Origin of the sequence: uncultured Parvibaculum sp. (assembly GCF_963975745.1) — a bacterium.
Lineage (GTDB): Bacteria > Pseudomonadota > Alphaproteobacteria > Parvibaculales > Parvibaculaceae > Parvibaculum.
The window spans coordinates 125,497-146,133 of the sequence record NZ_CAXBIB010000005.1 but is presented as its reverse complement, the minus strand read 5'-3'; the positions used below and the strand labels follow the sequence as shown (position 1 = coordinate 146,133).

General features: G+C 65.3%; 15 protein-coding genes and 1 pseudogene. 8 read left to right on the top strand and 8 right to left on the bottom strand.

Translation table 11 applies throughout. The features are described from left to right. Positions 1-77 precede the first annotated feature (77 nt). Positions 78-1,643: a murein biosynthesis integral membrane protein MurJ gene (gene murJ / locus AAC071_RS05970; RefSeq protein ID WP_339830893.1), complete on the bottom strand. Its 1,566-nt coding sequence runs from the start codon at positions 1,641-1,643 to the stop codon at positions 78-80. A gap of 88 nt (positions 1,644-1,731) precedes the next feature. Here murJ and AAC071_RS05965 point away from each other — a divergent pair, with 88 nt between their 5' ends. Continuing rightward, positions 1,732-2,037 (top strand): type II toxin-antitoxin system Phd/YefM family antitoxin, encoded by a 306-nt coding sequence (locus AAC071_RS05965; RefSeq protein ID WP_339830891.1) that lies wholly within the window; start codon positions 1,732-1,734, stop codon positions 2,035-2,037. 131 nt (positions 2,038-2,168) lie between these two features. Here AAC071_RS05965 and AAC071_RS05960 read toward each other — a convergent pair whose 3' ends face one another. Beyond that, positions 2,169-4,964 carry a [protein-PII] uridylyltransferase gene (locus tag AAC071_RS05960; protein WP_339830889.1) on the bottom strand — a complete coding sequence of 932 codons (2,796 nt, stop codon included), beginning with the start codon at positions 4,962-4,964 and terminating at the stop codon, positions 2,169-2,171. A gap of 209 nt (positions 4,965-5,173) precedes the next feature. Between AAC071_RS05960 and AAC071_RS05955 the strand changes: the two genes are divergently transcribed. The 3 genes from AAC071_RS05955 to AAC071_RS05945 all read left to right on the top strand — a co-directional run bounded on the left by AAC071_RS05955 (position 5,174) and on the right by AAC071_RS05945 (position 6,691). Then, a complete protein-coding gene (locus tag AAC071_RS05955; protein WP_339830888.1) occupies positions 5,174-5,482 on the top strand; it encodes a hypothetical protein in 309 nt (102 codons plus the stop codon). A 90-nt stretch (positions 5,483-5,572) separates the two neighbouring features. Continuing rightward, entirely contained in the window at positions 5,573-5,860 is a 288-nt protein-coding gene (locus AAC071_RS05950) for a hypothetical protein (protein WP_339830887.1), read from the top strand. Positions 5,861-5,959: 99 nt separating this feature from the next. Next, a complete protein-coding gene (locus AAC071_RS05945; protein ID WP_339830885.1) occupies positions 5,960-6,691 on the top strand; it encodes a methyltransferase domain-containing protein in 732 nt (243 codons plus the stop codon). 130 nt (positions 6,692-6,821) lie between these two features. Here the strand turns inward: AAC071_RS05945 and mutS are convergent, their stop codons facing one another. Then, a complete protein-coding gene (gene mutS, locus AAC071_RS05940; protein ID WP_339830884.1) occupies positions 6,822-9,545 on the bottom strand; it encodes a DNA mismatch repair protein MutS in 2,724 nt (907 codons plus the stop codon). Positions 9,546-9,745: 200 nt separating this feature from the next. Between mutS and AAC071_RS05935 the strand changes: the two genes are divergently transcribed. After that, positions 9,746-12,010: an NADP-dependent malic enzyme gene (locus AAC071_RS05935; protein WP_339830882.1), complete on the top strand. Its 2,265-nt coding sequence runs from the start codon at positions 9,746-9,748 to the stop codon at positions 12,008-12,010. A 109-nt stretch (positions 12,011-12,119) separates the two neighbouring features. Here the strand turns inward: AAC071_RS05935 and AAC071_RS05930 are convergent, their stop codons facing one another. The 4 genes and pseudogenes from AAC071_RS05930 to AAC071_RS05915 form a co-directional block, all read right to left on the bottom strand. Continuing rightward, on the bottom strand, positions 12,120-13,025 hold the full coding sequence (locus AAC071_RS05930; RefSeq protein ID WP_339830880.1) for a GNAT family N-acyltransferase: 906 nt from the start codon (positions 13,023-13,025) through the stop codon (positions 12,120-12,122). A 198-nt stretch (positions 13,026-13,223) separates the two neighbouring features. Further along, positions 13,224-14,651, bottom strand: a complete 1,428-nt coding sequence (locus AAC071_RS05925) for an MFS transporter (RefSeq protein WP_339830878.1) — start codon at positions 14,649-14,651, stop codon at positions 13,224-13,226. 59 nt (positions 14,652-14,710) lie between these two features. After that, complete coding sequence (locus tag AAC071_RS05920; RefSeq protein WP_339830876.1) at positions 14,711-16,921, bottom strand: response regulator; 2,211 nt, start codon at positions 16,919-16,921, stop codon at positions 14,711-14,713. Between the two features lie 117 nt (positions 16,922-17,038). Continuing rightward, positions 17,039-17,671, bottom strand: a pseudogene (locus tag AAC071_RS05915) (ATP-binding protein); the annotation flags it as partial. Between the two features lie 94 nt (positions 17,672-17,765). Between AAC071_RS05915 and AAC071_RS05910 the strand changes: the two are divergent. Then, positions 17,766-18,698, top strand: coding sequence for a hypothetical protein (locus AAC071_RS05910; RefSeq protein ID WP_339830874.1), 933 nt, complete (start codon positions 17,766-17,768; stop codon positions 18,696-18,698). Here AAC071_RS05910 and AAC071_RS05905 read toward each other — a convergent pair. Further along, positions 18,675-18,902 carry a DUF6471 domain-containing protein gene (locus tag AAC071_RS05905; protein WP_339830872.1) on the bottom strand — a complete coding sequence of 76 codons (228 nt, stop codon included), beginning with the start codon at positions 18,900-18,902 and terminating at the stop codon, positions 18,675-18,677. The genes AAC071_RS05910 and AAC071_RS05905 overlap by 24 nt on opposite strands. Positions 18,903-19,016: 114 nt before the next feature. Here AAC071_RS05905 and AAC071_RS05900 point away from each other — a divergent pair, with 114 nt between their 5' ends. Then, the gene (locus tag AAC071_RS05900; protein ID WP_339830871.1) at positions 19,017-19,979 is read left to right on the top strand and encodes an IS1595 family transposase; all 963 of its coding nucleotides are present in this window, start codon (positions 19,017-19,019) and stop codon (positions 19,977-19,979) included. 413 nt (positions 19,980-20,392) lie between these two features. Beyond that, the gene (locus AAC071_RS05895) at positions 20,393-20,563 is read left to right on the top strand and encodes a DUF1508 domain-containing protein (protein WP_339830869.1); all 171 of its coding nucleotides are present in this window, start codon (positions 20,393-20,395) and stop codon (positions 20,561-20,563) included. Positions 20,564-20,637: the final 74 nt, after the last annotated feature.

The following is a 20,637-nucleotide window of genomic DNA, read 5'->3' as shown; positions in this document are numbered from 1 at the left end:
ACACCCCTCCCCGGCTGCCGGCCGCACACCCGGTGGCTATCACGATGTGGCAGCGGCGCGATGTCAAGAGCGGATGCCTAGCGGCGCAGCGCACGGCGCAGGTCGGAGAGGCGTGCGGCGCCGGTCACCTGGCAGAGGAAGAAATAGACCAGCATGCCGCCGACAATCAGTCCAAGGAGGGTTGCGAGCGCGCCCGGCAGCGGCAGGGCGAGGAAGGACGCCAGTGCCTGCAGGCCGAACCAGAGCGCCGCGCCCATGCCGATGGCGGCGAGGACGACGAGGGGCAGGGTGCGGGCAAGCTGCGCATCGGCGGCGAAGTCGCCGCGTTGCCAGAGCCGCAGCACCAGCTGGCCGACATTCACCCAGGCGGCCAGCACCGTGCCGACCGCGATGCCGACATAGCCGATGAACTGGAAGAGGATAATACTCGTCACGATGTTGACGACGATCGAGATGGCGGCGAAGCGCAAGGGCGTCTTCGTGTCCTCGCGGGCGAAATAGGCGGGCTGGAATATCTTGATCAGCACGAAGGCCGGCAGGCCCGCCGCATAGACGATCAGGGCGAGCGCGGTCGCCTGCGTGTCGGCGGCGGTGAAGGCGCCGCGCTCGAAGAGGATGCGGATGATCTCGAAGGCCAGCACGCCGATGCCGATGGCGGCCGGCACGGTCAGCAGCATGCCGAATTCGATGGCGCGGTTCTGCGCGGCCATGACGCCCGGCCCGTCGCCGGCGCGCAAGCGGCGCGAGAGATCGGGCAGCAGCACGACGCCGATGGCGATGCCGATGACGGCCAGCGGCAGCTGGTAGATGCGGTCGGCATAGTAAAGCCAGGAGACGGCGCCGGCCTGCAGCGAGGCGATGATGGTGCCGATGGTCAGGTTGACTTGCGTGATGCCGCCGGCGACGACACCCGGCACGCCGAGGCGGAAGAGGCGGCGCACATCGGGCGTCAGTTTCGGCAGGCGCAGGCGCAGCACGAAGCCGGCGCGCCAGAGCGAGACGGCCAGCCAGAGGAACTGCACGACGCCCGCCGCCGCGACGCCCCAGGACAGCGCGACGCCCGGATTGTCCGTCAACGGGATCAGAAAGAGGATCGCCAGGATCAGCGTCACGTTGAGCATCACCGGGGCGGCGGCGCCGGGAAAGAAGCGCCCGAGCGAATTCAGGATCGCCGATTGCAGGGCGGTCAGCGAAATGAACAGCAGATAGGGAAAGGCGATGCGGGTGAACTGCACCGCCCAGTCGAATTTCTGCGGGTCCGCGGTGAAGCCCGGCGCGAAGGCGCGCATGATCCAGGGCATGGCGAGTTCGGCCGCAACGGTCAGCAGCAGCAGCCCGACAAGCAGCACCGACATCGCATCCTCGGCGAAGCGGCGCGCCGCCGCCCTGCCCTCGCCTTCGAGGCGCTTGGCAAAGAGCGGCACGAAGGCCGCGTTGAAGGCGCCCTCGGCAAAGATCGAACGGAACATGTTGGGAAAGCGGAAGGCGACGAAGAAGGCGTCGGCGATCGGGCCGGTGCCCAGCGCCGCCGCCATCATCACGTCGCGCAGGAAGCCCAGGAGACGGCTTGCCATGGTGGTGCCGCCGATGGTGGCGGCGGAACGGGCGATGCTGGCGGGTTTCGGGGCCGGGTTCTGGGTCATGGGAGGCGGCAGCTCGCCGGTTGGGGTTGATGAGAATCTCTAGCCTTGTTCGCGGGAAATGGCGACCGGGGAAAGGGCTTCCGCAATCATGGCCTCGGAAAATCGTGAAAAGCTACTATTCCTGCTTCGTTCAGCAACGCCGGAAGACATGACCATGAGCCACCGGATCTATACCGACTGCGCCGCCACCATCGGCGAACTCAGAGCCAATCCGGCCCGTCCCATCAGGGAAGCAGGCGGCCCGGTCGTGATTCTCAACCACAACAGACCGGCGTTCTATTGCGTCCCTGCCGAAGACTACGAAGTGATGATGAAGCGGCTTGAGGATTTCGAGCTCGCCGAGATTGCGCGGGCACGGCTCGCCGATGGCGAGGCGGCGGAAAGACGTGCTTGATTGTCCGTGTGAGACGGGCGCGCCGGAAAAGGACAGAGCGAAGAGTCTTTGCGAAGGAAGACGCCGCGTGCCGCGGCTTCCGGATTGCCGGGTCAAGCCCGGCAAAGACGCGTTTGGGACAGGACCATCCCTTATTCCGCCGCCGCCATTTCGTCGCGTTTGGCGCGTTTGGCGGGTCTTGCCTTTTTCATCGGGTCGGTCAGCGCTTCGAGCAGGTGGCGCTCGACCGCCTTCTTCTTGTTGGCGTTGGTCACCTTGTGGCCGATCACGTCCTTGACATAGAAGACGTCGACCGCGCGTTCGCCATAGGTCGCGATATGGGCCGAGCCGATGGTGAGGCCGAGATGAAAGAGCGCGCGGGTCAGCGCATGGACCAGGCCCGGCCGGTCGAGACCGTTGACCTCGATCACCGTGTAGTGGTCGGAGGCGTCATTGTCGATGAAGACCTGGGGCGCGACCGAGAAGGCCTCGGCGCGGCGTTCGCGGCGGCTGCGGCTCTCGATCGCGTCGGGCGGCAGGATCTCGCCGGCCAGCACCTTGCGGATGGTTTCCTCCAGGCGTTGCAGGCGGCGCGGTTCGGCGATGGCGCCGCCAGCCGCGTCCTGGACCCAGAGCATGTCGAGGGCCATGCCGTCGCGGGTGGTGAAGATCTTGGCATCGACGATGTTCATGCCCAGCACCGCACAGGCGCCGGCGAAGCGCGCGAAGAGACCCGGATGGTCCTGGGTGTAGAGCGTCAGTTGCGTCACGTCGCGGTCGGGCTCGGGATCGGCGGCGATGGTCAGCGGCGCGTCCTTCGCGCCCTCGATCAGGCGGGCATGGCGTTCCAGCGTCTCGACATCGAGCGAAAGCCAGTAGCCGCCCGCATGGCGGGTGAAATAGCGTTCGCGCGCGGCCTTCGACCAGTCGGCGAGGCGATGGCCGAGCGCTGCCTTGGCTTCGGCGATGCGCTGCTGGCGGTTCAGCGCGCTGTTGCCGCCCTGCAGCACGGCCTCGGTCTCGAAATAGAGCTGGCGCAGGAGCTGCGCCTTCCAGCCGTTCCAGACGCCCGGGCCAACCGCCTTGATGTCGACAACCGTCAGCACAAAGAGCATCTTCAGACGTTCGGGGCTCTGCACCAGATCGGCGAAATCGCGCACGGTGCGCGGATCGGCGATGTCGCGGCGCTGGGCGACATCGGACATCACGAGATGGTTCTTCACCAGCCAGGCGACCGATTCCGTGTCGCCGGGGCCCATGCCGAGACGCGGGCAGAGACGGCGGGCGATGGCGGCGCCGGCATCGGAATGGTCCTCGTCGCGGCCCTTGGCGATGTCGTGCAGGAAGACCGCCATGTAGACGACGTGGCGGCCCTTGATCTTGCCCATCAGCTCATGGGCCTTGGGATATTCCTCGGCATTCACGCCGCGTTCGACTTCCGACAGGATGCCGATGGCGCGCAGCAGATGCTCGTCGGCGGTGTAGTGGTGATACATGTTGAACTGCATCAGCGCGACGATGCGGCCGAAATCGGGCACGAAGCGGCCGAGCACGCCGGCCTCGTTCATCAGGCGCAGCGTGCCTTCCGGGTCCTTGCGCGAGGTCAGGATCTCGAGGAAGAGGCGGTTGGCCTCCTCGCTCTTGCGCAGGCCCGCATCGACCAGCTTCAGCGAGCGCGTCAGCAGCTTCAGCGCATCGGGGTGAATGTCGAGTCCGTGCTGGTCGGCGACGTGGAAGAGGCGGATGATGTTGACCGGGTCCTTCTCGAAGAAGTTTTCCCGCGTGACCGCGAGGCGGCCGGCCTCGACCGTGAAGCCGCGAATGACCTTCTTGCGGCGCAGGGCCTGCATGAAGCGGCCGATCGAGGGCCGCTTCTTCTTTTCCTCTTCCTCGAGCACGGCACAGAAGATGCGCGTCAGATCGCCGACATCCTTGGCGATCAGGAAATAGTGCTTCATGAAGCGTTCGACCGCCTTCAGGCCGCGATGGGTGTGGTAGCCGAGGCGGCGGGCCATCTCGGATTGCAGGTCGAAGGTGATGCGCTCCTCGGCGCGGCCGGTCAGGAAGTGCAGCTCGCAGCGCACCGCCCAGAGAAAATTCTCGGCCTTGCGGAAGGTCTGGTATTCCTCCCTGGTGAAGACGCCTTCCTTGACCAGATCGGAAGGCTGCTTGACGCGGTAGACATATTTGGCGATCCAGAACAGCGTGTTGAGATCGCGCAAGCCCCCCTTGCCTTCCTTGACATTGGGTTCGACCAGATAGCGGCTTTCGCCGGCACGCGTGTGGCGCTGGTCGCGCTCGGCCAGTTTCGCCTCGACGAATTCATTGGCCGTGCCCTTGACCACTTCGGCATCGAAACGCTTTTCGAGGTCGTCGTAAAGGGCGCGGTCGCCATAGATGTAGCGGGCCTCCAGCAGCGCGGTGCGGATGGTGAAATCGGCGCGGGCCAGACGCAGGCAATCGTCGACCGAGCGCGTCGCGTGGCCGACCTTGAGGCCCAGATCCCAGAGCACATAGAGCATGTATTCGACCACGCTCTCGCCCCAGGGGGTCTGCTTGTAGGGCAGCAGGAACAGCAGGTCGACATCGGAGCCCGGCGCCAGCGTGCCGCGGCCATAACCGCCGACCGCGGCAATGGCGATGCGCTCGGCTTCGCTCGGGTTCGAGGCCGTGAAGACATGGGTGGTCGCGAAGCGATAGAGCTCCTCGATGATCCGGTCCTGCAGATAGGAGAGGCTTTCGGCGCAGGCGCGGCCGCGATGGGCGCCCTGCTCCAGCCGTTCGCGCGCCTTGGCGCGGCCGGATGCCAGTACCGTCTTCAGCAACTCGACAACGGCGCGCTGCTGCGCCACGCCGTCGATGCCGATGCGGGCGGCGACCGCGTCGAGATCGCCGCGGATACGCTCCGGATCGGCGATTTCCAGCAGGCTCGGCATCGTGCGGCCCATGGGGCGGCTCCTCGTTCGGCTTGGCAGCAAACTTCCCGGCGGGAAACGGGCAAGGCTTATCACATCATCCCATGGCAGCTAAATCATTACGAAGTTTTCAGATTTCCGGATTTCGCCGCCAGATTTTCGCCATTTTTCATTTCCATCTCGGTGCCAGGCGCGGATGCCCGCTGCGTCCGCGCAGCCACCGCGAAGAAGAGGAGGAAATCATGCGCAAATCCGTTCCCGATCCCGCCATTGCCGGGCTTGCGGCGGCGCTTGCGATCGTCGCCGCCCTGGCTTTCGCACCGGCCGCCCAGGCCCAGCCGGCGCCGGGCGACCTCGACAATGCCACCTGTGCGCGGCTCGACCAGCAATTCAACTTCGTGGCGCGCTTCAAGGACGGCCTGCCCTATACCGAGGATGCGCGCGAGATTCGCGCTGCGGCGCGGGCCGAATGCCGCACCGGCGACACAGAGGCGGGCGCGGCGCAGTTCCGCGAAGCGCTGCGCACACTGCTGGTCGAACCGGCCGCCTGAGTTTTCGCCACTGCTGAGCGCATGGGGCGGCGGCTCGGCCGCCCCGTGCGCCCCGGCGGGCAATCCACCCTGCAGACCGGGGAGACCCCCATGCGAGCGATCATGACCGTTCTTGCCGCCGCAGCAGCGACCGGCCTTGCGGCGCTGCCGGCGCCGGCGGACGAGGCAACGACAGACAAGGCGACGGCCCTTTGCACGCAGCGCGATCTCCAGTTCCAGTTCGCCTTCAAGTTCCGCGCGAGTTTTCCGCAGGCCAAGGCCGCACAGGCGCTGCATCGCGACGGCGTGGCGCAATGCGACAGCGGCAATCCCGAAGCCGGCGCGGCGGCGCTGGCCGAAGCGCTGCGCAAGATCAATGTCGAACCCGCCGGGCCGTGAGGCGGCCGCGCCGGGCCCGGCAAACTTGACAAGCATTTCCGGAGGCCGACATTGTGGCCCGCGACGGGGCCGGCCCGTCCCCAGCAGCGGACGGACAGCTTGACGCCAGAGACAAAAATCGACCGACGCAAGGTCATCAGCCGCATGATCCAGGGCTGGTGGAAGGATCGCGGCCAGTTTTCGCGCAAGAAGATCAAGCGGGACTGCCCGGTTTGCGGCTATCACGGCATCTTCCTGTCGGTCGGGCGGCCGTCGCGCTGGGACACGCGCTGCCCCAATTGCGGCTCGCGCGAGCGGCACCGGCTGATCCAGCTCTATCTCGACCAGCACGGCATCGACCTGACGACCAAGAAGATCCTGCAGTTCGGCCCCGAGAAATGGCTGATGCGGGCGATGAAGAACAATCCGGATTACGAGCCGGCCGATCTCTATGCGCCGATCGCCAAGTTCCGGCTCGACATCACCGAAATCGACCGGCCCGACAATTTCTTCGACGTGGTGATCGCCAATCACGTGTTCGAGCATGTCGACGACGACAAGGCGGCGATGCGCGAAATGTTCCGTGTACTGAAGCCCGGCGGCTATGGCTTCTTTTCGGTGCCGATCAATCTCAGCCGCGACGAAACCTACGAGAACCCGGCGATCACCGACCCGGATGAGCGCTTTGCGCATTTCGGCGGCACCGACCACAAGCGCTATTACGGACGCGATTTCGCCAAGAAGCTCGAGGCGGCCGGCTTCGTGTCGGTCGAAGCCTATCGGCGCCAGCCGGAGGAAGAAGTGAAGTGGGGATTGCTGCGCGACGAATGCATTTACGTGGCGCGGAAGTAGCGTCGTTTCCGTTACCCTATTCGTCATGACCCGCTTCATGCGGGTCATCCACGTCTTCCTTTTTCAATTGCGCCAAGACGTGGATGGCCCGGACAAGCCGGGCCATGACGTTCTAGACGAGAGCGGAAGATTACTCACCGTCCTTCACCAGACCCTTCAACGCGTAAACCAGATCGAGCGCTTCCTTCGGCGTCAATGCGTCGGGGTTGACCGCTTTCAATTCCTCTTCGACGGCGCTTGTCTTGACGACGGGCGCGGGCCTGGCGCTGGCGCTGAAGAGCGGCAGGTCGTCGATCAGCCTTGCGGTCTTCGTACCCTCGCCGCTTTTTTCGAGCGCGGCGAGAACGGCCTGCGCGCGGGCGATGACGGGCGCCGGCAGGCCCGCCAGTTTCGCCACCTGGATGCCGTAGGAGCGGTCGGCGGCGCCGGGACCGACCTCATGCAGGAAGACGACATCGCCCTGCCATTCGCGGACGCGCATGGTGGCGTTGGCCAGATGCGGCAGCTTTGCGGTGAGCGCGGTCAGCTCGTGGTAATGCGTCGCGAAGAGGGCGCGCGAACGGTTGACCTCGTGCAGATGTTCGACCGCGGCCCAGGCGATCGAGAGGCCGTCATAGGTCGCGGTGCCGCGGCCGATCTCGTCGAGGATCACCAGCGCTTGCGGGCCCGCCTGGTTGAGGATCGCCGCCGTCTCGACCATTTCGACCATGAAGGTCGAGCGGCCGCGGGCCAGATCGTCGGCGGCGCCGACGCGCGAAAAGAGCCGGTCGACGACGCCGATATGGGCTTCTTCCGCCGGCACGAAGCTGCCCATCTGCGCCATGACCGCGATCAATGCGTTCTGCCTGAGAAAGGTCGATTTGCCGGCCATGTTGGGGCCGGTCAGCAACCAGATGTGCTTGTTGTCCTTCTCTCCCGCCGAGAGATCGCAGTCGTTGGGCACGAATTGCTGGCCGCTCTGCGCCAGCGCGGCCTCGACGACCGGGTGACGGCCGCCCCTGATGTCGAAGGCGAGGCTCGCATCGACGCAGGGACGCGCATAGCGGCGCTCGACCGCCAGTTCGGCCAGGGCGGCGGCGACGTCGAGCGCGGCCAGCGCCGATGCGGCCGCCGCAATCGTTCCGGCCTCGGCCATGACGGCGGCGGCGAGTTCGTCGAACAATTGCAGTTCGATTTCGAGCGCGCGGCCGGCCGCCTCGGCAATGCGGCTTGCGAGGCCCGCCAGTTCCGGCGTGGTGAAGCGCATCGCGTTGGCCATGGTCTGGCGATGAATGAAGCTTCCGGAGAAGGGCGGCGCGGTGAGCTTTTCGCCGTGGCGCGGCGGCACCTCGATGTAATAGCCGAGCACATTGTTGTGGCGGATCTTCAGCGCCGCGATGCCGGTTTCGTCGGCATATTTCGCCTGCAGGCCGGCGATCAGGCGGCGCGCGTCGTCGCGCAGGCTGCGGGTTTCGTCGAGCGCCGGGTCATGACCCTTGGCGATGAAGCCGCCATCGCGGGCCTGCAGCGGCAGTTCCGCGGCCAGGGCGGCCGCGAGCCGTGCCTTGAGCGGGGCGGCGGCGCCGCGCAGGGCATCCGCCGCCGCGGCGATCTCGTCCGGCGGCGGCAGCAGCGCCGGCGGCGCCGCGTCGAGGGCCGCGGCCAGCGCATGGGCGGCGGCAAGCCCGCCTGCCACCGCGGCCAGATCGCGCGGGCCGCCGCGGCCGAGCGAGAGGCGCGACAGCGCACGCGCCATGTCGGGTGCCGATTTGAGGCTGCGGCGCGCCTCGTGGCGGAGATCGCGGCTTTCGACGAACCATTCGACCGCGTCGAGACGGGCGGCGATGGCGGCGGGGTCGGTCAGCGGCGCGGCGAGGCGGGCGGCCAGTTCGCGCGCGCCGGCGCCCGTCACCGTGCGGTCGATCACGCAGAGCAGCGCGCCTTCGGTTTCGCCCTGCAGGGTCTTCACCAGTTCGAGATTGGTGCGGGTCGCCGCATCGATCGACATGGCGTCGGTGGCGGCGACGCGGCGCGGCGGCTGCAGCGCCGGCAGGCGGCCGACCTGGGTCAGTTCGACATAGTCGAGCAGCGCGCCCATGGCGCCCTGTTCGGCACGGCTGAAGGCGCCGAAGGCGTCGAGCGCGGCGACGCCGAGATGCGCCTTCAACCGGCGTTCGGCGGCGGTGCTGTCGAAACGCGCCGGCGGCAGCAGGGTCAGCACGGTGCCGGCGCGGGCGATGGCAGGGTCGGCCTCCATGCCCTCGGCGACCAGCAATTCGCCGGGGGCGAGGCGGGCCAGCTCGGCGGCCAGGGACGCCGGTTCGAGCGCCATGGTCTCGAAGCGGCCGGTCGAGACGTCGAGCCAGGCCAGACCCAGCGTTGCCTCGGCGCCGGTGCGGGCCAGCGCAGCCAGATAATTATGAGCGCGGGCATCGAGCAGCGTGTCCTCGGTCAGCGTGCCCGGGGTCACCAGCCTTGTGACGGCGCGGGCGACGACCGATCTGGCGCCGCGCTTCTTCGCCTCGGCCGGGTCCTCGACCTGCTCGCAGACCGCGACCTTGAAGCCCTTGCGGATCAGCCTTTCGAGATAGGCCTCGTGGCTGTGGACCGGCACGCCGCACATCGGGATGTCGGCGCCGGCATGCTTGCCGCGCTTCGTCAGCGCGATGTCGAGGGCGGCGGCGGCGGCGACAGCGTCGTCGAAGAAGAGCTCGTAGAAATCGCCCATGCGATAGAAGAGCAGCGCGCCGGGGTGGCCCGCCTTGATCGCCAGATATTGCGCCATCATGGGGGTCGCGTCCGGCGCGGGGGGCGGCCCCGCCAGCGCAGGCGCGGCGGCTTCCGGCTCGGGAGCATGGGCGGCGGGTTCGGACATGGGGGCCGAGACTAGAGCGCGGACCACCCGCAGGAAAGGGGCGGCGCGGCCGAAAATCGGGCCGAATCAACGGTGGCGGCTTGTTATTGGCGGGTCGCCAGCCTACAAAGCGGGCTTCCGGGGCAGGCCCCCCGGGGGGGCGCGCTCCCCGGCGCGGCCTTCCGCGCCTGCCCTGCCCGACATTCCGGATGTTCGATCGCATGAGCAAAAAGCGGCGCCAGTTTACCGACGAGGAAGCGCTCCTCTTCCATTCCCAGGGCAAGCCCGGGAAACTCGAAATCAACGCGACCAAGCCGATGGCGACGCAGCGGGACCTCTCGCTGGCCTACAGCCCCGGCGTGGCGGCGCCGGTGCGCGCCATCGCCGAAAACCCGGATGCCGCCTATGACTACACCTCGAAGGGCAATTTCGTCGCCGTGATCTCCAACGGCACGGCGATCCTCGGCCTCGGCGATCTGGGCGCGCTGGCCTCCAAGCCGGTGATGGAGGGCAAGGCGGTGCTGTTCAAGCGCTTTGCCGATGTCGACTCGATCGATCTCGAGGTCGACACCAAGGATGTCGATGCCTTCGTCAATTCGGTGCGCTATCTCGGCCCCTCCTTCGGCGGCATCAACCTGGAAGACATCTCGGCGCCGGACTGCTTCGTCATCGAAAGCCGGCTGCGCGAGATGATGGACATTCCGGTTTTCCATGACGACCAGCACGGCACCGCGATCATCACCGCGGCCGGCCTGATCAACGCTCTGTTCCTGACCGGACGCGACATCAAGGACATCAAGGTCGTGGTCAATGGCGCGGGCTCGGCCGGCATCGCCTGCCTCGAACTCATCAAGGCGATGGGGCTGCCGCATGACAATGCGATCCTCTGCGACACCAAGGGCGTCATCTACAAGGGCCGCACCGAAGGCATGAACCAGTGGAAGTCGGCGCATGCGGCGGTGACCGATGCGCGCACGCTGGAAGAGGCAATGGTCGGCTGCGACGTCTTTCTCGGCCTTTCGGCCAAGGGCGCGATCAACCAGAAGATGGTCGCCTCGATGGCGCCGAAGCCGATCATCTTCGCGATGGCCAATCCCGATCCCGAGATCACACCCGAAGAAGTGCTGCAGGTGCGCGACGATGCGATCATCGCCACCGGGCGTTCGGACTATCCGAACCAGGTCAACAATGTGCTCGGCTTCCCCTACATCTTCCGCGGGGCGCTCGACGTGCGCGCCAGCGCCATCAACGAGGAGATGAAGATCGCCTGCGCGCAGGCGCTGGCCAAGCTGGCGCGGGAAGACGTGCCGGACGAAGTGGCCGCCGCCTATCAAGACGAGCGCCCGCGCTTCGGGCCCGGCTATATCATTCCGGTGCCGTTCGATCCGCGCCTGATCCGCGAGATCCCGCCGGCCGTCGCCAAGGCGGCGATGGATTCAGGCGTCGCGCGGCTGCCGATCGTCGACATGGAAGCCTACAAGAACCGGCTTTCGGCGCGGCTCAACCCGACGGCCGGCACGCTGCAGGTCATCATGGACAAGGTGCGGCGCGACCCCAAGCGCGTCGTCTTTGCCGAGGGCGAGGAAGAGCGCGTCATCCGCGCCGCGCTGGCCTTTCGCGACAACGGGCTCGGCCTGCCGATCCTGGTCGGGCGCGAGGAGCAGATCCGTCAGACGCTGGCCAATATGGGCCTCGACCCGAAGACCGATCTCGAAATCCGCAATGCGCGGACCTCGGCGAAAGTCGATGAATATGCCGATTTTCTCTACAACAAGCTGCAGCGGCAGGGCTTTCTCTATCGCGACTGTCACCGGCTGACCAGCAACGACCGCAACATCTTTTCGGCGCTGATGCTGGAGCGGGGCGATGCCGATGCGATGGTGACCGGTGTCACGCGCACCTATTCGGTGGCGCTGGAAGATGTGCGGCGCGTCATCGATGCGGTGGACGGGCGCAAGCCGATCGGCGTGACGCTGGTGGTGGCGGGCGGCCGCACGGTGCTGGTCGCCGACACCAATGTCCATGAAATGCCGACGGCGCACGAGCTGGCCGACATCGCGACGCAGGCCGCCGAAGTCGCGCGCCGTCTCGGCTACGAGCCGCGCGTGGCGATGCTCGCCAATTCGAGCTTCGGCACGCATACGCATGAGCGGCCGGCGACCGTGCGCGACGCGGTGCGCATTCTCGACGCGCGGAACGTCAATTTCGAGTATGACGGCGAGATGGCGGCCGATGTCGCGCTCAATCGCGAGACGATGTCGCTCTATCCGTTCTGCCGCCTCAGCGACGCGGCCAATGTGCTGATCATGCCGGCGATCCATGCCGCGTCGATCTCGACCAAGCTGCTCAGGGTGCTGGGCGGGTCGACGCTGATCGGGCCGCTGCTGGTCGGCCTCGAAAAGCCGGTGCAGATCGTGCCGATGACGGCGAATGTCTCCGATCTCGTCAACATGGCGGCGCTGGCGGCCTACAATCTCGACCGCTAGAGTCGTTCACCGTTTCATAGAAACGATGAACGACTCTAAATCATTGTTTTGGCGCGTTTTCGAACCGCAAAACCGGTAGCCACTTTTGCTGAAAACGCTCCAGGTCGCGTCAGGCACCGCCGCGGGGCGTGCCGTATTTGGCGCCGAATTTCGTCAGATAGCGGTCGGAGATCTGCGCGACCGGAAAGAGGATCAGCACATCGGTGGTGCCGAACTGGCGGTCGACCACCGCGCCTTCGCCGATGTAGCAGCCGGCCCGGAGATAGCCCTTGATCATGGGCGGCAGGGCGCGCAGCGCCTCGCGCGGATCGACATCTTCTTTCGGAATAAGGTTCATTTCCTCGTAGCATCCGGGAAGGGCGCGCACGTGCCAGTCGGGCGGCGCGGCATGGAAATGATGCAGATAGGAAAGCGGCATGGCCAGCGCTTCCGGATCGGTGCCTTCGAAACTGGCGCAGCCGAACATCACATCGAGATTGTGCGCCGTCACATAATGCATGATGCCGTGCCAGAGCAGCTCGACGGTCGGCCTGGTGCGATAGGGCTTCAACACGCAGGAGCGGCCGAGCTCCAGAAAATCGAGATCGGCGTGGCGCGCCAGCAGCGGCGCAATGTCGTATTCGCCGGCGGTGTAGAAACCGCCATGGCGCTCGGCCACGTCCTGACGCAACAGGCGGTAGCAACCGACGACCTTCTTCAGGCTTTCGGACTCGCCCTTCTGCTCCCCCTCTTCGCCCGGGACCAGCGCGTGATCGAGCACCAGCAGATGGTCGCAGATCGCATCGAAGCGGTCGGCGTCGCGGCGGCGCGCGCGCGTCTCGGCATCGGGGATCGCCGACATTTCCTCGTAGAAGACCCGATAGCGAATGGCCTGGGCCGCATCGATCTCGCGCGGCGAACGGGCCAGACGCACCTCGAGATCGCCGCGGCGGCCGTAGCTCAGTCCCGCAGCCGCCGAGCGGGCAGCCGTCGTACCGGGCGAGCCGCCGCCTTCGTCCGTTTTTGTCGTCGGCATCACTCCGGACCCCACACCCAGATATTCTACTTCACCGCGGCCCCCCGCAGGCATGACGCCACGACACCACATGCCGCCGTGCGCCGGGCGTCCTGCGATCACGTCATCATCCTTTCATTATAGACAGCCGCTCACAAGGCAAGCCGCATTTGCCGACGGCTTCTTGTCGCGGTTTTGTGCGACACAAAAATGTCGGGGCTACGCCGTTGTTTTTGCTTCTGTTTTTCTCCGGTGCGCCATCACCAGCAAAATCAGCAGAATGGCGGGCACGCCCATCAGCGCGGTCGAGATGAAGAAGGGGACATAGCCGACCGTGGCGGGCGTCAGACCGGGCGCGGCGCCGACCAGAAACTCCGCAATGCCGGGGCGCAGCGCATACCAGTCGACCATGACGCCTGACATGCCGCCCAAAAGCTTGCCCGGCAGCGCGAAGGCGGAACTGAACAGCGCATATTGCGTTGCCGCGAACTGGTGGTTCACCAGGCTCGACATGTAGGCGATCAGACAGGTGCCGGCGAAACCGCCGGAAAAATTCTCGGCACTGATCGTGATCGCAAGTGCCGTGACATCGGCGCCGCGCATCGCCAGCCAGACAAAGACCAGATTGGTCAGCGTCGCGACCAGTGCGCCGACCAGCAGGGTGCGCAGGATACCGAAACGGGCCACCGCCAGACCGCCGACAATGGCGCCGGCGATCGTCATCCAGACGCCATAGACCTTGACCACGGTGGCAATGGTGGAGAGCGAGAAGCCGATGTCGATATAGAGCGGATTGGCCATCACCCCCATTACGAAATCGGGCACCCGGTAGAGCCCGATCAGGGCCAGCATCGCCAGCGACCACCAGCCATAGCGGCCGAAGAAGTCGACAAAGGGCGCGGCGACCGCGCGGTACAGCCAGGCAAAGATCCCCTCGAGCGGACCGCGCATGTGGAAGCGATGCACGATTTCGGCCATCGCTTCGGCGCCGATGATCGGCGCCTCGATCTCGGGCAGCCGCGGCGCCAGCAGCGCCGCGCCGATGCCGACCAGCATCAGCGCCGCCATTGCGAGATAGGCCGCCTGCCAGGACACGAAGTCGGCGATGTAGAGCGCGCCGGCGCCCGAGCCGATCAGCGCGAAACGGTAGCCGAGCTGATAGACGGCGGCCATCGCGCCCTGCTTTTCCTCGGATGCCGCCTCGATGCGCCAGGCGTCGATCGCAATGTCCTGGGTCGCCGAGGCGAAGGCAAGCACCAGCGCACCGAAGACGACCGGGAGCAGAGAGGCTGCCGGATCACTCATCGAGATGACAACCAGCGCGCCGGCGGCCACGGCCTGCGCGAAGATCATCCAGGCGCGGCGCTTGCCCAGCAGCCGGTCGAGCAGGGGCAGACGAATGCGGTCGAGCAGCGGCGCCCAGAGAAACTTGATCGTGTAGGCAAGGCCGACATAGCTCAGCAGGCCGATTTCGGTGCGGGTGATGCCGACCTCGCGCAGCCAGGCCGACAGCGTCGAAAAGACCAGCAGATAGGGCAGGCCGGCCGAGAAGCCCAGCAGCAGCATGATCAGGATGCGCGGCTCGGCATAGACCTTCCACAATTCGGCGAAGCTCATCCGGCCATCGCCCCTGCCCGCCAGCGCCATCGCTCCGCTCCCGCCCGGTTGCCGCGGCGCCGGCTCATCCGGCGCAAACGCGCTTCACTTTAGGCAAGATTCGTCTTTTCGCCAGCACGCGTTCCGTGCACCGAGCGACGGCCGGCCCAGGCGGCCAGGGCCTTGTTGAGCGCATCGGCGGCAACGGGCTTCGACAGGTAATCGTCCATCGCCGCGTCGAGACAGGCCTGGCGGTCCTCGGCCATGGCATTGGCCGTCAGGGCGATGACGGGCAGGCTTGCATGATGGCTGTCAAAGGCGCGGATGCGCGCCGTTGCCTCGAAGCCGTCCATGCCCGGCATGTGGAGATCCATCAGCACGAGATCGATTTCGTCATCTGCATCGGCCTCGAGCGCGGCCACGGCTTCGACGCCGTTGCGGGCCAGCCGCACGCTGTGGCCGGTATGTTCGAGCAGCGTGCGCGTCAGCAGCGCATTGATCTCGTTGTCTTCGGCCACCAGCACACAAAGCGAGAGAGCCGGCGCGACGGCGGCCTCGCGCGGTGCGGGTTCGGCCGGCGCTTCTTCCCCGGTCGCGAAATCGGGTGCATAGGGTGCGCCGACATTGCCGGCCCAGCCGCGCACCCGCAGACTGCGCAGACGATCGAGCAGCGAGGCGGCGCGCACCGGACGGACCAGATAGCCGTCAAAGGGTGCGTCAGCGCCCCCGGTCAGACGATCGAGGCGGTCGCGATCCTGCGGGCGCAGCAGGACCAGCGTGCCGATGCCGGGCTGCAGGCGGCGCGCCTCGCCGGCAAGCGATGCGCCGTCGCCGGCCGGTCCGTCGGACGGACAGATGAAGACATCGGCGGGCGCCGCGCCGAGCGCTTCGAGCAGCGCTGCCCGGTCGGCGACAAGTTGCGTTTCGGCGCCGGCGGCGGCCGCCGCACGGGCCAGTGCCGATGGCAGCAGCGGGCGATCGTTGAGGATCAGCACCCGCAAACCCTCGAGTGCCGACAGCGTCGCCACGCCCGGTGCGGCTTCGGCAATGCGCAGCGGCAGGTGGACGCGGAAGATCGAACCCCGTCCGCGCGTGCTCTCGACCTCGATGCGGCCGCCCATGGCGAGTACCAGGCGGCGCGTGATGGCGAGACCGAGACCCGTGCCTTCATATTGCCGCGCATGCGTCTGATCGGCCTGGGCGAAATCGTCGAAGATGCGCTCAAGGCTCGCCTGATCCATGCCGATGCCGGTGTCCTCGATCTCGAGCCGCAACGCGGCCTGGTCGCCGACATGCGGATCGACGCGCGACAGCCGCAGCGCGACGCCGCCCGCACCGGTGAACTTGATCGCATTGCCGAGCAGATTGATCAGGATCTGGCGGATACGCGCCTCATCGCCGATGAGACGGCGCGGCACGGCGACCGCGATGTCGGTGACGATCTCGAGGCCCTTGTCGATGGCGCGCGGCGCCAGCAGCTCGGCCACGCTTTCGAGCACATGGCGCGGATCGAAGGGGGCCTCGTCGAGCGTGACCTTGCCCGCCTCGATCTTCGAATAGTCGAGAATGTCGTTGATGATGTTGAGCAGCGCCTCGCCGGAGGCGCGCACCGCTTCGGCATAGGAGCGCTGCGACGGCGACAGGCTGGTGTCGAGAAGCAGCTGCGTCATGCCGATGACGCCGTTCATCGGCGTACGGATTTCATGGCTCATCGTGGCGAGGAAGAGGCTCTTGGCCCGGTTGGCCGCTTCCGCCTGCTGCAGTGCCTCGGCCAGCCTTTCCTCGGCCTGCTTGCGGTCGGTGACGTCGCGGCCCACCGACTGGATCTCGATCAGCTTGCCATCATCGTCGCGAATGGCGAATTCTTCCCAGGCGATCCAGCGGGGGCCGCGCGTCGTGACGACGCGCTCGTCGAAACGAATGCGCCAGGGCGGCGTCGCAAGGCCGGCGAAACTCGCCAGCATGCGGGGCGCATCGCCTTCGGGGACTTCCGGCAGGAATGGACGGCCGATCACTTCCGCGCGGGTCTTGCCGAAAGTGTCGCAGAAGACATCGTTGACCCAGGTCAGGCGGGCCTGCAGATCCTTGCGGATGATGACGTCGCCTTGCGCGCGCAGGAGATCGGCCAGTCGCGTTTCGCGTTCGGCGATTTCCCATTTCTCGTCGCGCAGCGTCTCGATGCGCGCCTGCAGTATCTCGATTTCGACGAGATGCGCGGCGGCGCGCGCCGAGGCACGGCGCCAGGCCTCGACGCCCAGAAACAGGACGGCGGCAAGCCCGAGCAGAAAGAGGGGCATCTGGTCGAAGGCAAAAACGGGCATGCGGGTTCCGCGGCTGCCGGCCATACGGCCGGACATGTCGACAAGATCCGACTTTGCCTGCCCCTCACTTGAGAAAGCGCTAAGGCTTATGGTTAGCGAAAGGTAAAGAGGCCCGCATCATGCCGCAGCGCCGAGCCGTCCCGCAACCGTCTCGCGATAGGCAAGCGCCTCGGCGACATGGATGCGCCGGACGCCCTCCTCGCCTTCGAGATCGGCCAGCGTGCGGGCGACGCGCAGGACGCGGTGATAGCCGCGCGCGGTCAGGCCCATGCGCTCCGACGCCTCGACCAGCAGGCGCTTGCCCGGATCGTCCGGCGTTGCGATGCGGTCGAGCCGTTCGCCCTCGACATGGGCGTTCAGCAGCATGGATTGCGGACCGACCAGTTCGGTGAAGCGCTGTTCCTGGATTTCGCGGGCGGCAGCGACGCGGGCGGCAACCTCGGCCGAGCCTTCGGCGGGCGGCGGCAGCGCCAGATCGACATGGGCGACGGGCGGCACCTCGATATGGATGTCGATGCGGTCGAGCATCGGACCCGAGAGTTTCGCCTGATAGTCGGCCATGCAGCGGGGCACGCGCGGACAGGCGCGCGCCGCATCGCCGGCATGGCCGCAGCGGCAGGGGTTCATCGCTGCGACCAGCTGAAAGCGGGCCGGGAAGGTCACATGCGCATTGGCGCGGGCGACGACGGCCTCGCCCGATTCCAGCGGCTGGCGCAGACTGTCGAGCACCTGACGCGGAAACTCCGGCATTATGTATTAAATGGGACTAGGATTCGCTGGCTGCGGGCGCGTTGCCAGAAAATCCGTGGCCAGATAAGTTCCCCTATTACGTTTGGGGGGACTTATGGAAGTCACGCTTTGGCATGGCCTCGAGTATGAGGTCGAAGAGCCCGTTGCGATTGAAGATCTGATTAAGTCACTTGAGGCGAATGCGCGCCTACTGAGACAGACTTCAACGCTGCTGTCCGATCTCGTGCCGGGCATTTCGCTTGAGCCAAAACGGATATCTGTCAGCAGACTGTCTCAAGAAAGCCCCCTCAGGGAGCTATTGGCGTATACAGTCGTTCTCGCATTCCAAAAGGACTTGGAAAAGGAAGTGCCCCCGTTAATAGAGCAAATTACAGGTGTCGAAGTGGGGGGCGATTACGACACGCTTGTAACCGTGCTAGTTATGATTATCGCGATCTACGGCATATCTAAAGCATTTGATCGCGTTTTCCCGGGGCGAGATAAAGCGCCCCTAGAGGCCACTCAGAAGACGCTGCTTGAGCAAGCCGCGCGCCTGCTAGGTGTTGCTGTCCAGCGCATTCTAGATGCGGTTTCGGTCCTTTTTACAGGGAAGCAAACGCGCTCGCTCATCACCGCTTCCCAGAGAGTGTTCGCCCCCACTCGCGGCCAGTCGCGGCCCAGCATACGTGCACGAGATGGGGCAGTTCTCATGCCACATGAGGCCGTTTCTTTGGCACAGGCGGCATCCGGCATCCCTTATGAGACCGAAGAAGACGAGAGCGCGCCCAAGATCGAGTCCGAGTTCCACTATGGCGTACGCATAATCCTTCATGCGATGGACCGGGATCGAAAGAGGGTTGGCTGGGCAGGCCATGTGCCCAGTCTGTTCGATGATCGCATACCGATGCACCTAGAGAAGTCGATGAAACCGGAGGCAATCTTCGGCAAAAGCGAAATCACGGGCGACATTCTTTTGACGAAAGAAGAAGACGAGAACGGGGACCTGCAGCCCAAAGAGTTCTTGCTAGTCAGAGGCAATCTGGGCTGATTTTGCCCCTATCGCCACGAGGCATTGAACGAAAAAGACAGCCGTGAAACCGCCGCGGCTGATCTTGTTTTTGATGTTCAATTCGGTCTCTTGGACGCCGATTTCCTCAAGTTTTTCAGCTAGTTGCTTGTAACTCAGGTTTCGCCGCTTGAGTTCCGATTTCAGGATGCCCTTAACGCGATCCTGCCATTCCTTATCCGCCATGCCGTAGCCTCCGATTTAGCGTCGAAAGTCATCATATTCGATGCTTTTGGCATTGACAATAGCTACTATGGTATCCATATTTAGGTGCATAAGCATCGAATATGGATACCTCAGATGGCACAGCACTTTCTCCTCTCCAAAGAAGCCCGCACTCTCTCGCTCGCCAAGGTCATGCGCCTTTCGGACGCTGAGGCTTTCGAGACGTTCAAGCGCATCCGCTGGGCCGACAACGGCGGGGAAGCCTATTGCCCCAAGTGCGGCGGCACCCGCGTTTACAGCCTGACCGACAACGGCCGGTTCAAGTGCGCCGCCTGCCTGCACAAGTTTTCGGTCACGTCCGGGACGATCTTTGCCAGCCGGAAAATGAGCATCCGCAACCTGCTCGCCGCCATTGCGATCTTCGTCAACGGCGCGAAGGGCATGAGCGCCCTGCAACTGAGCCGCGACCTTGATTGCCAGTACAAGACGGCTTTCGTGCTGGCCCACAAGCTTCGTGAAGCGATGGGCGCTGAATTGAAGGACCGCAAGCTGTCCGGCCATGTGGAAGTGGATGGCGCTTACTTCGGCGGCTATGTGAAGCCGGAGAACCGGAAGGAAGATCGGAAGGACCGCCGCCTGAAAGAGAACCAGACCGGCAAGCGCCGCGTCGTCGTCATCGTCCGGGAGCGCGGCGGCAAGTCCTACCCCGAGGTTTTCCGTTCCGAAGACCAGTCGGTTGAAATGATCCGCTCGCGCGTCGAGGCCGGAACCACGGTGTACGCGGACGAGGCCTCAAGCTGGGACGCGCTGCACGGCTCCTATGACACGAAGCGCGTCAATCACTCGATCAACTTCAAGGACGAAGACGCCTGCACGAACCAAGCGGAAAGCTATTTCTCGCGCCTGCGTCGTGCCGAGATTGGAACGCATCACCTGATTTCGGGCCGCTACCTTGTCGCCTATGCCCGCGAAATGGCGTGGCGCGAAGACAACCGCCGCGTCTCCAATGGCGAGCAATTCCTGATGGCCGCCGGTGCCGCGCTGGCCCACCCCGTTAGCCGCCAGTGGAAGGGCTATTGGCAGCGCCGGGCGGCATGACGTTGATAGCCAATCCCGGGTTGTTGCTTTGTTAATCGCCGATTCGGGCGCCGATCCCACCAGATATCGCGGCCATGAATGCCTGTCCCGCCTACATCTTGTGACGAGTGCTTGACGTAGGGGCGTGGGATGTGTCGAATCCGGACGCGGACCGATTCTCTCAATTATGGGGGTTGGTCAGCTTCACTATGGCGTTCCGGCAAGCTGTCGCAATCGAGGCGAGCGGGCCGGTGGAGGCAGGCAGCGTTAGCACCAGCTCGCCGTCTATGGAGCCAAACGTCAGGGCTGACAGCCTTGCTCGCGCGTCTTCATAGTCTCTTGCTGGGAGCTTAAAGCCCCACTCCGCTCCGTCATAGCGGTAGCGAACTAGGAACGTCTTGTTCTCATCGTCAAACATGAAAGGTACCAAGACGATGTATTACGAGATGTACAAGGACGTGAGTGGTTACTGGCGGTGGCGTCTTATTGCCGCCAATGGCCGTATCGTCGCCGATTCCGGCGAAGGTTATCACAACAGGGCGGACTGCCTTCATGGCATCAGCCTTGTGAAGTCGGCGTACAACGCCCCGGTACGGGAACGCTGACGCCTTCTTCAAGTCTACCCAACTTGGCGGTCCCTTCGGGGGCCGCTTTTTTTATGGCCACATCTTGTGATTTC

Coding starts and splice junctions, on each gene's coding strand:
- murJ (WP_339830893.1), bottom strand. CDS start 1,643: ATGACCCAGAACCCGGCCCCGAAACCCGCCAGCATCGCCCGTTCCGCC.
- AAC071_RS05965 (WP_339830891.1), top strand. CDS start 1,732: ATGGCCTCGGAAAATCGTGAAAAGCTACTATTCCTGCTTCGTTCAGCA.
- AAC071_RS05960 (WP_339830889.1), bottom strand. CDS start 4,964: ATGGGCCGCACGATGCCGAGCCTGCTGGAAATCGCCGATCCGGAGCGT.
- AAC071_RS05955 (WP_339830888.1), top strand. CDS start 5,174: ATGCGCAAATCCGTTCCCGATCCCGCCATTGCCGGGCTTGCGGCGGCG.
- AAC071_RS05950 (WP_339830887.1), top strand. CDS start 5,573: ATGCGAGCGATCATGACCGTTCTTGCCGCCGCAGCAGCGACCGGCCTT.
- mutS (WP_339830884.1), bottom strand. CDS start 9,545: ATGTCCGAACCCGCCGCCCATGCTCCCGAGCCGGAAGCCGCCGCGCCT.
- AAC071_RS05935 (WP_339830882.1), top strand. CDS start 9,746: ATGAGCAAAAAGCGGCGCCAGTTTACCGACGAGGAAGCGCTCCTCTTC.
- AAC071_RS05930 (WP_339830880.1), bottom strand. CDS start 13,025: ATGCCGACGACAAAAACGGACGAAGGCGGCGGCTCGCCCGGTACGACG.
- AAC071_RS05925 (WP_339830878.1), bottom strand. CDS start 14,651: ATGGCGCTGGCGGGCAGGGGCGATGGCCGGATGAGCTTCGCCGAATTG.
- AAC071_RS05920 (WP_339830876.1), bottom strand. CDS start 16,921: ATGCCCGTTTTTGCCTTCGACCAGATGCCCCTCTTTCTGCTCGGGCTT.
- AAC071_RS05910 (WP_339830874.1), top strand. CDS start 17,766: ATGGAAGTCACGCTTTGGCATGGCCTCGAGTATGAGGTCGAAGAGCCC.
- AAC071_RS05905 (WP_339830872.1), bottom strand. CDS start 18,902: ATGGCGGATAAGGAATGGCAGGATCGCGTTAAGGGCATCCTGAAATCG.
- AAC071_RS05900 (WP_339830871.1), top strand. CDS start 19,017: ATGGCACAGCACTTTCTCCTCTCCAAAGAAGCCCGCACTCTCTCGCTC.
- AAC071_RS05895 (WP_339830869.1), top strand. CDS start 20,393: ATGTATTACGAGATGTACAAGGACGTGAGTGGTTACTGGCGGTGGCGT.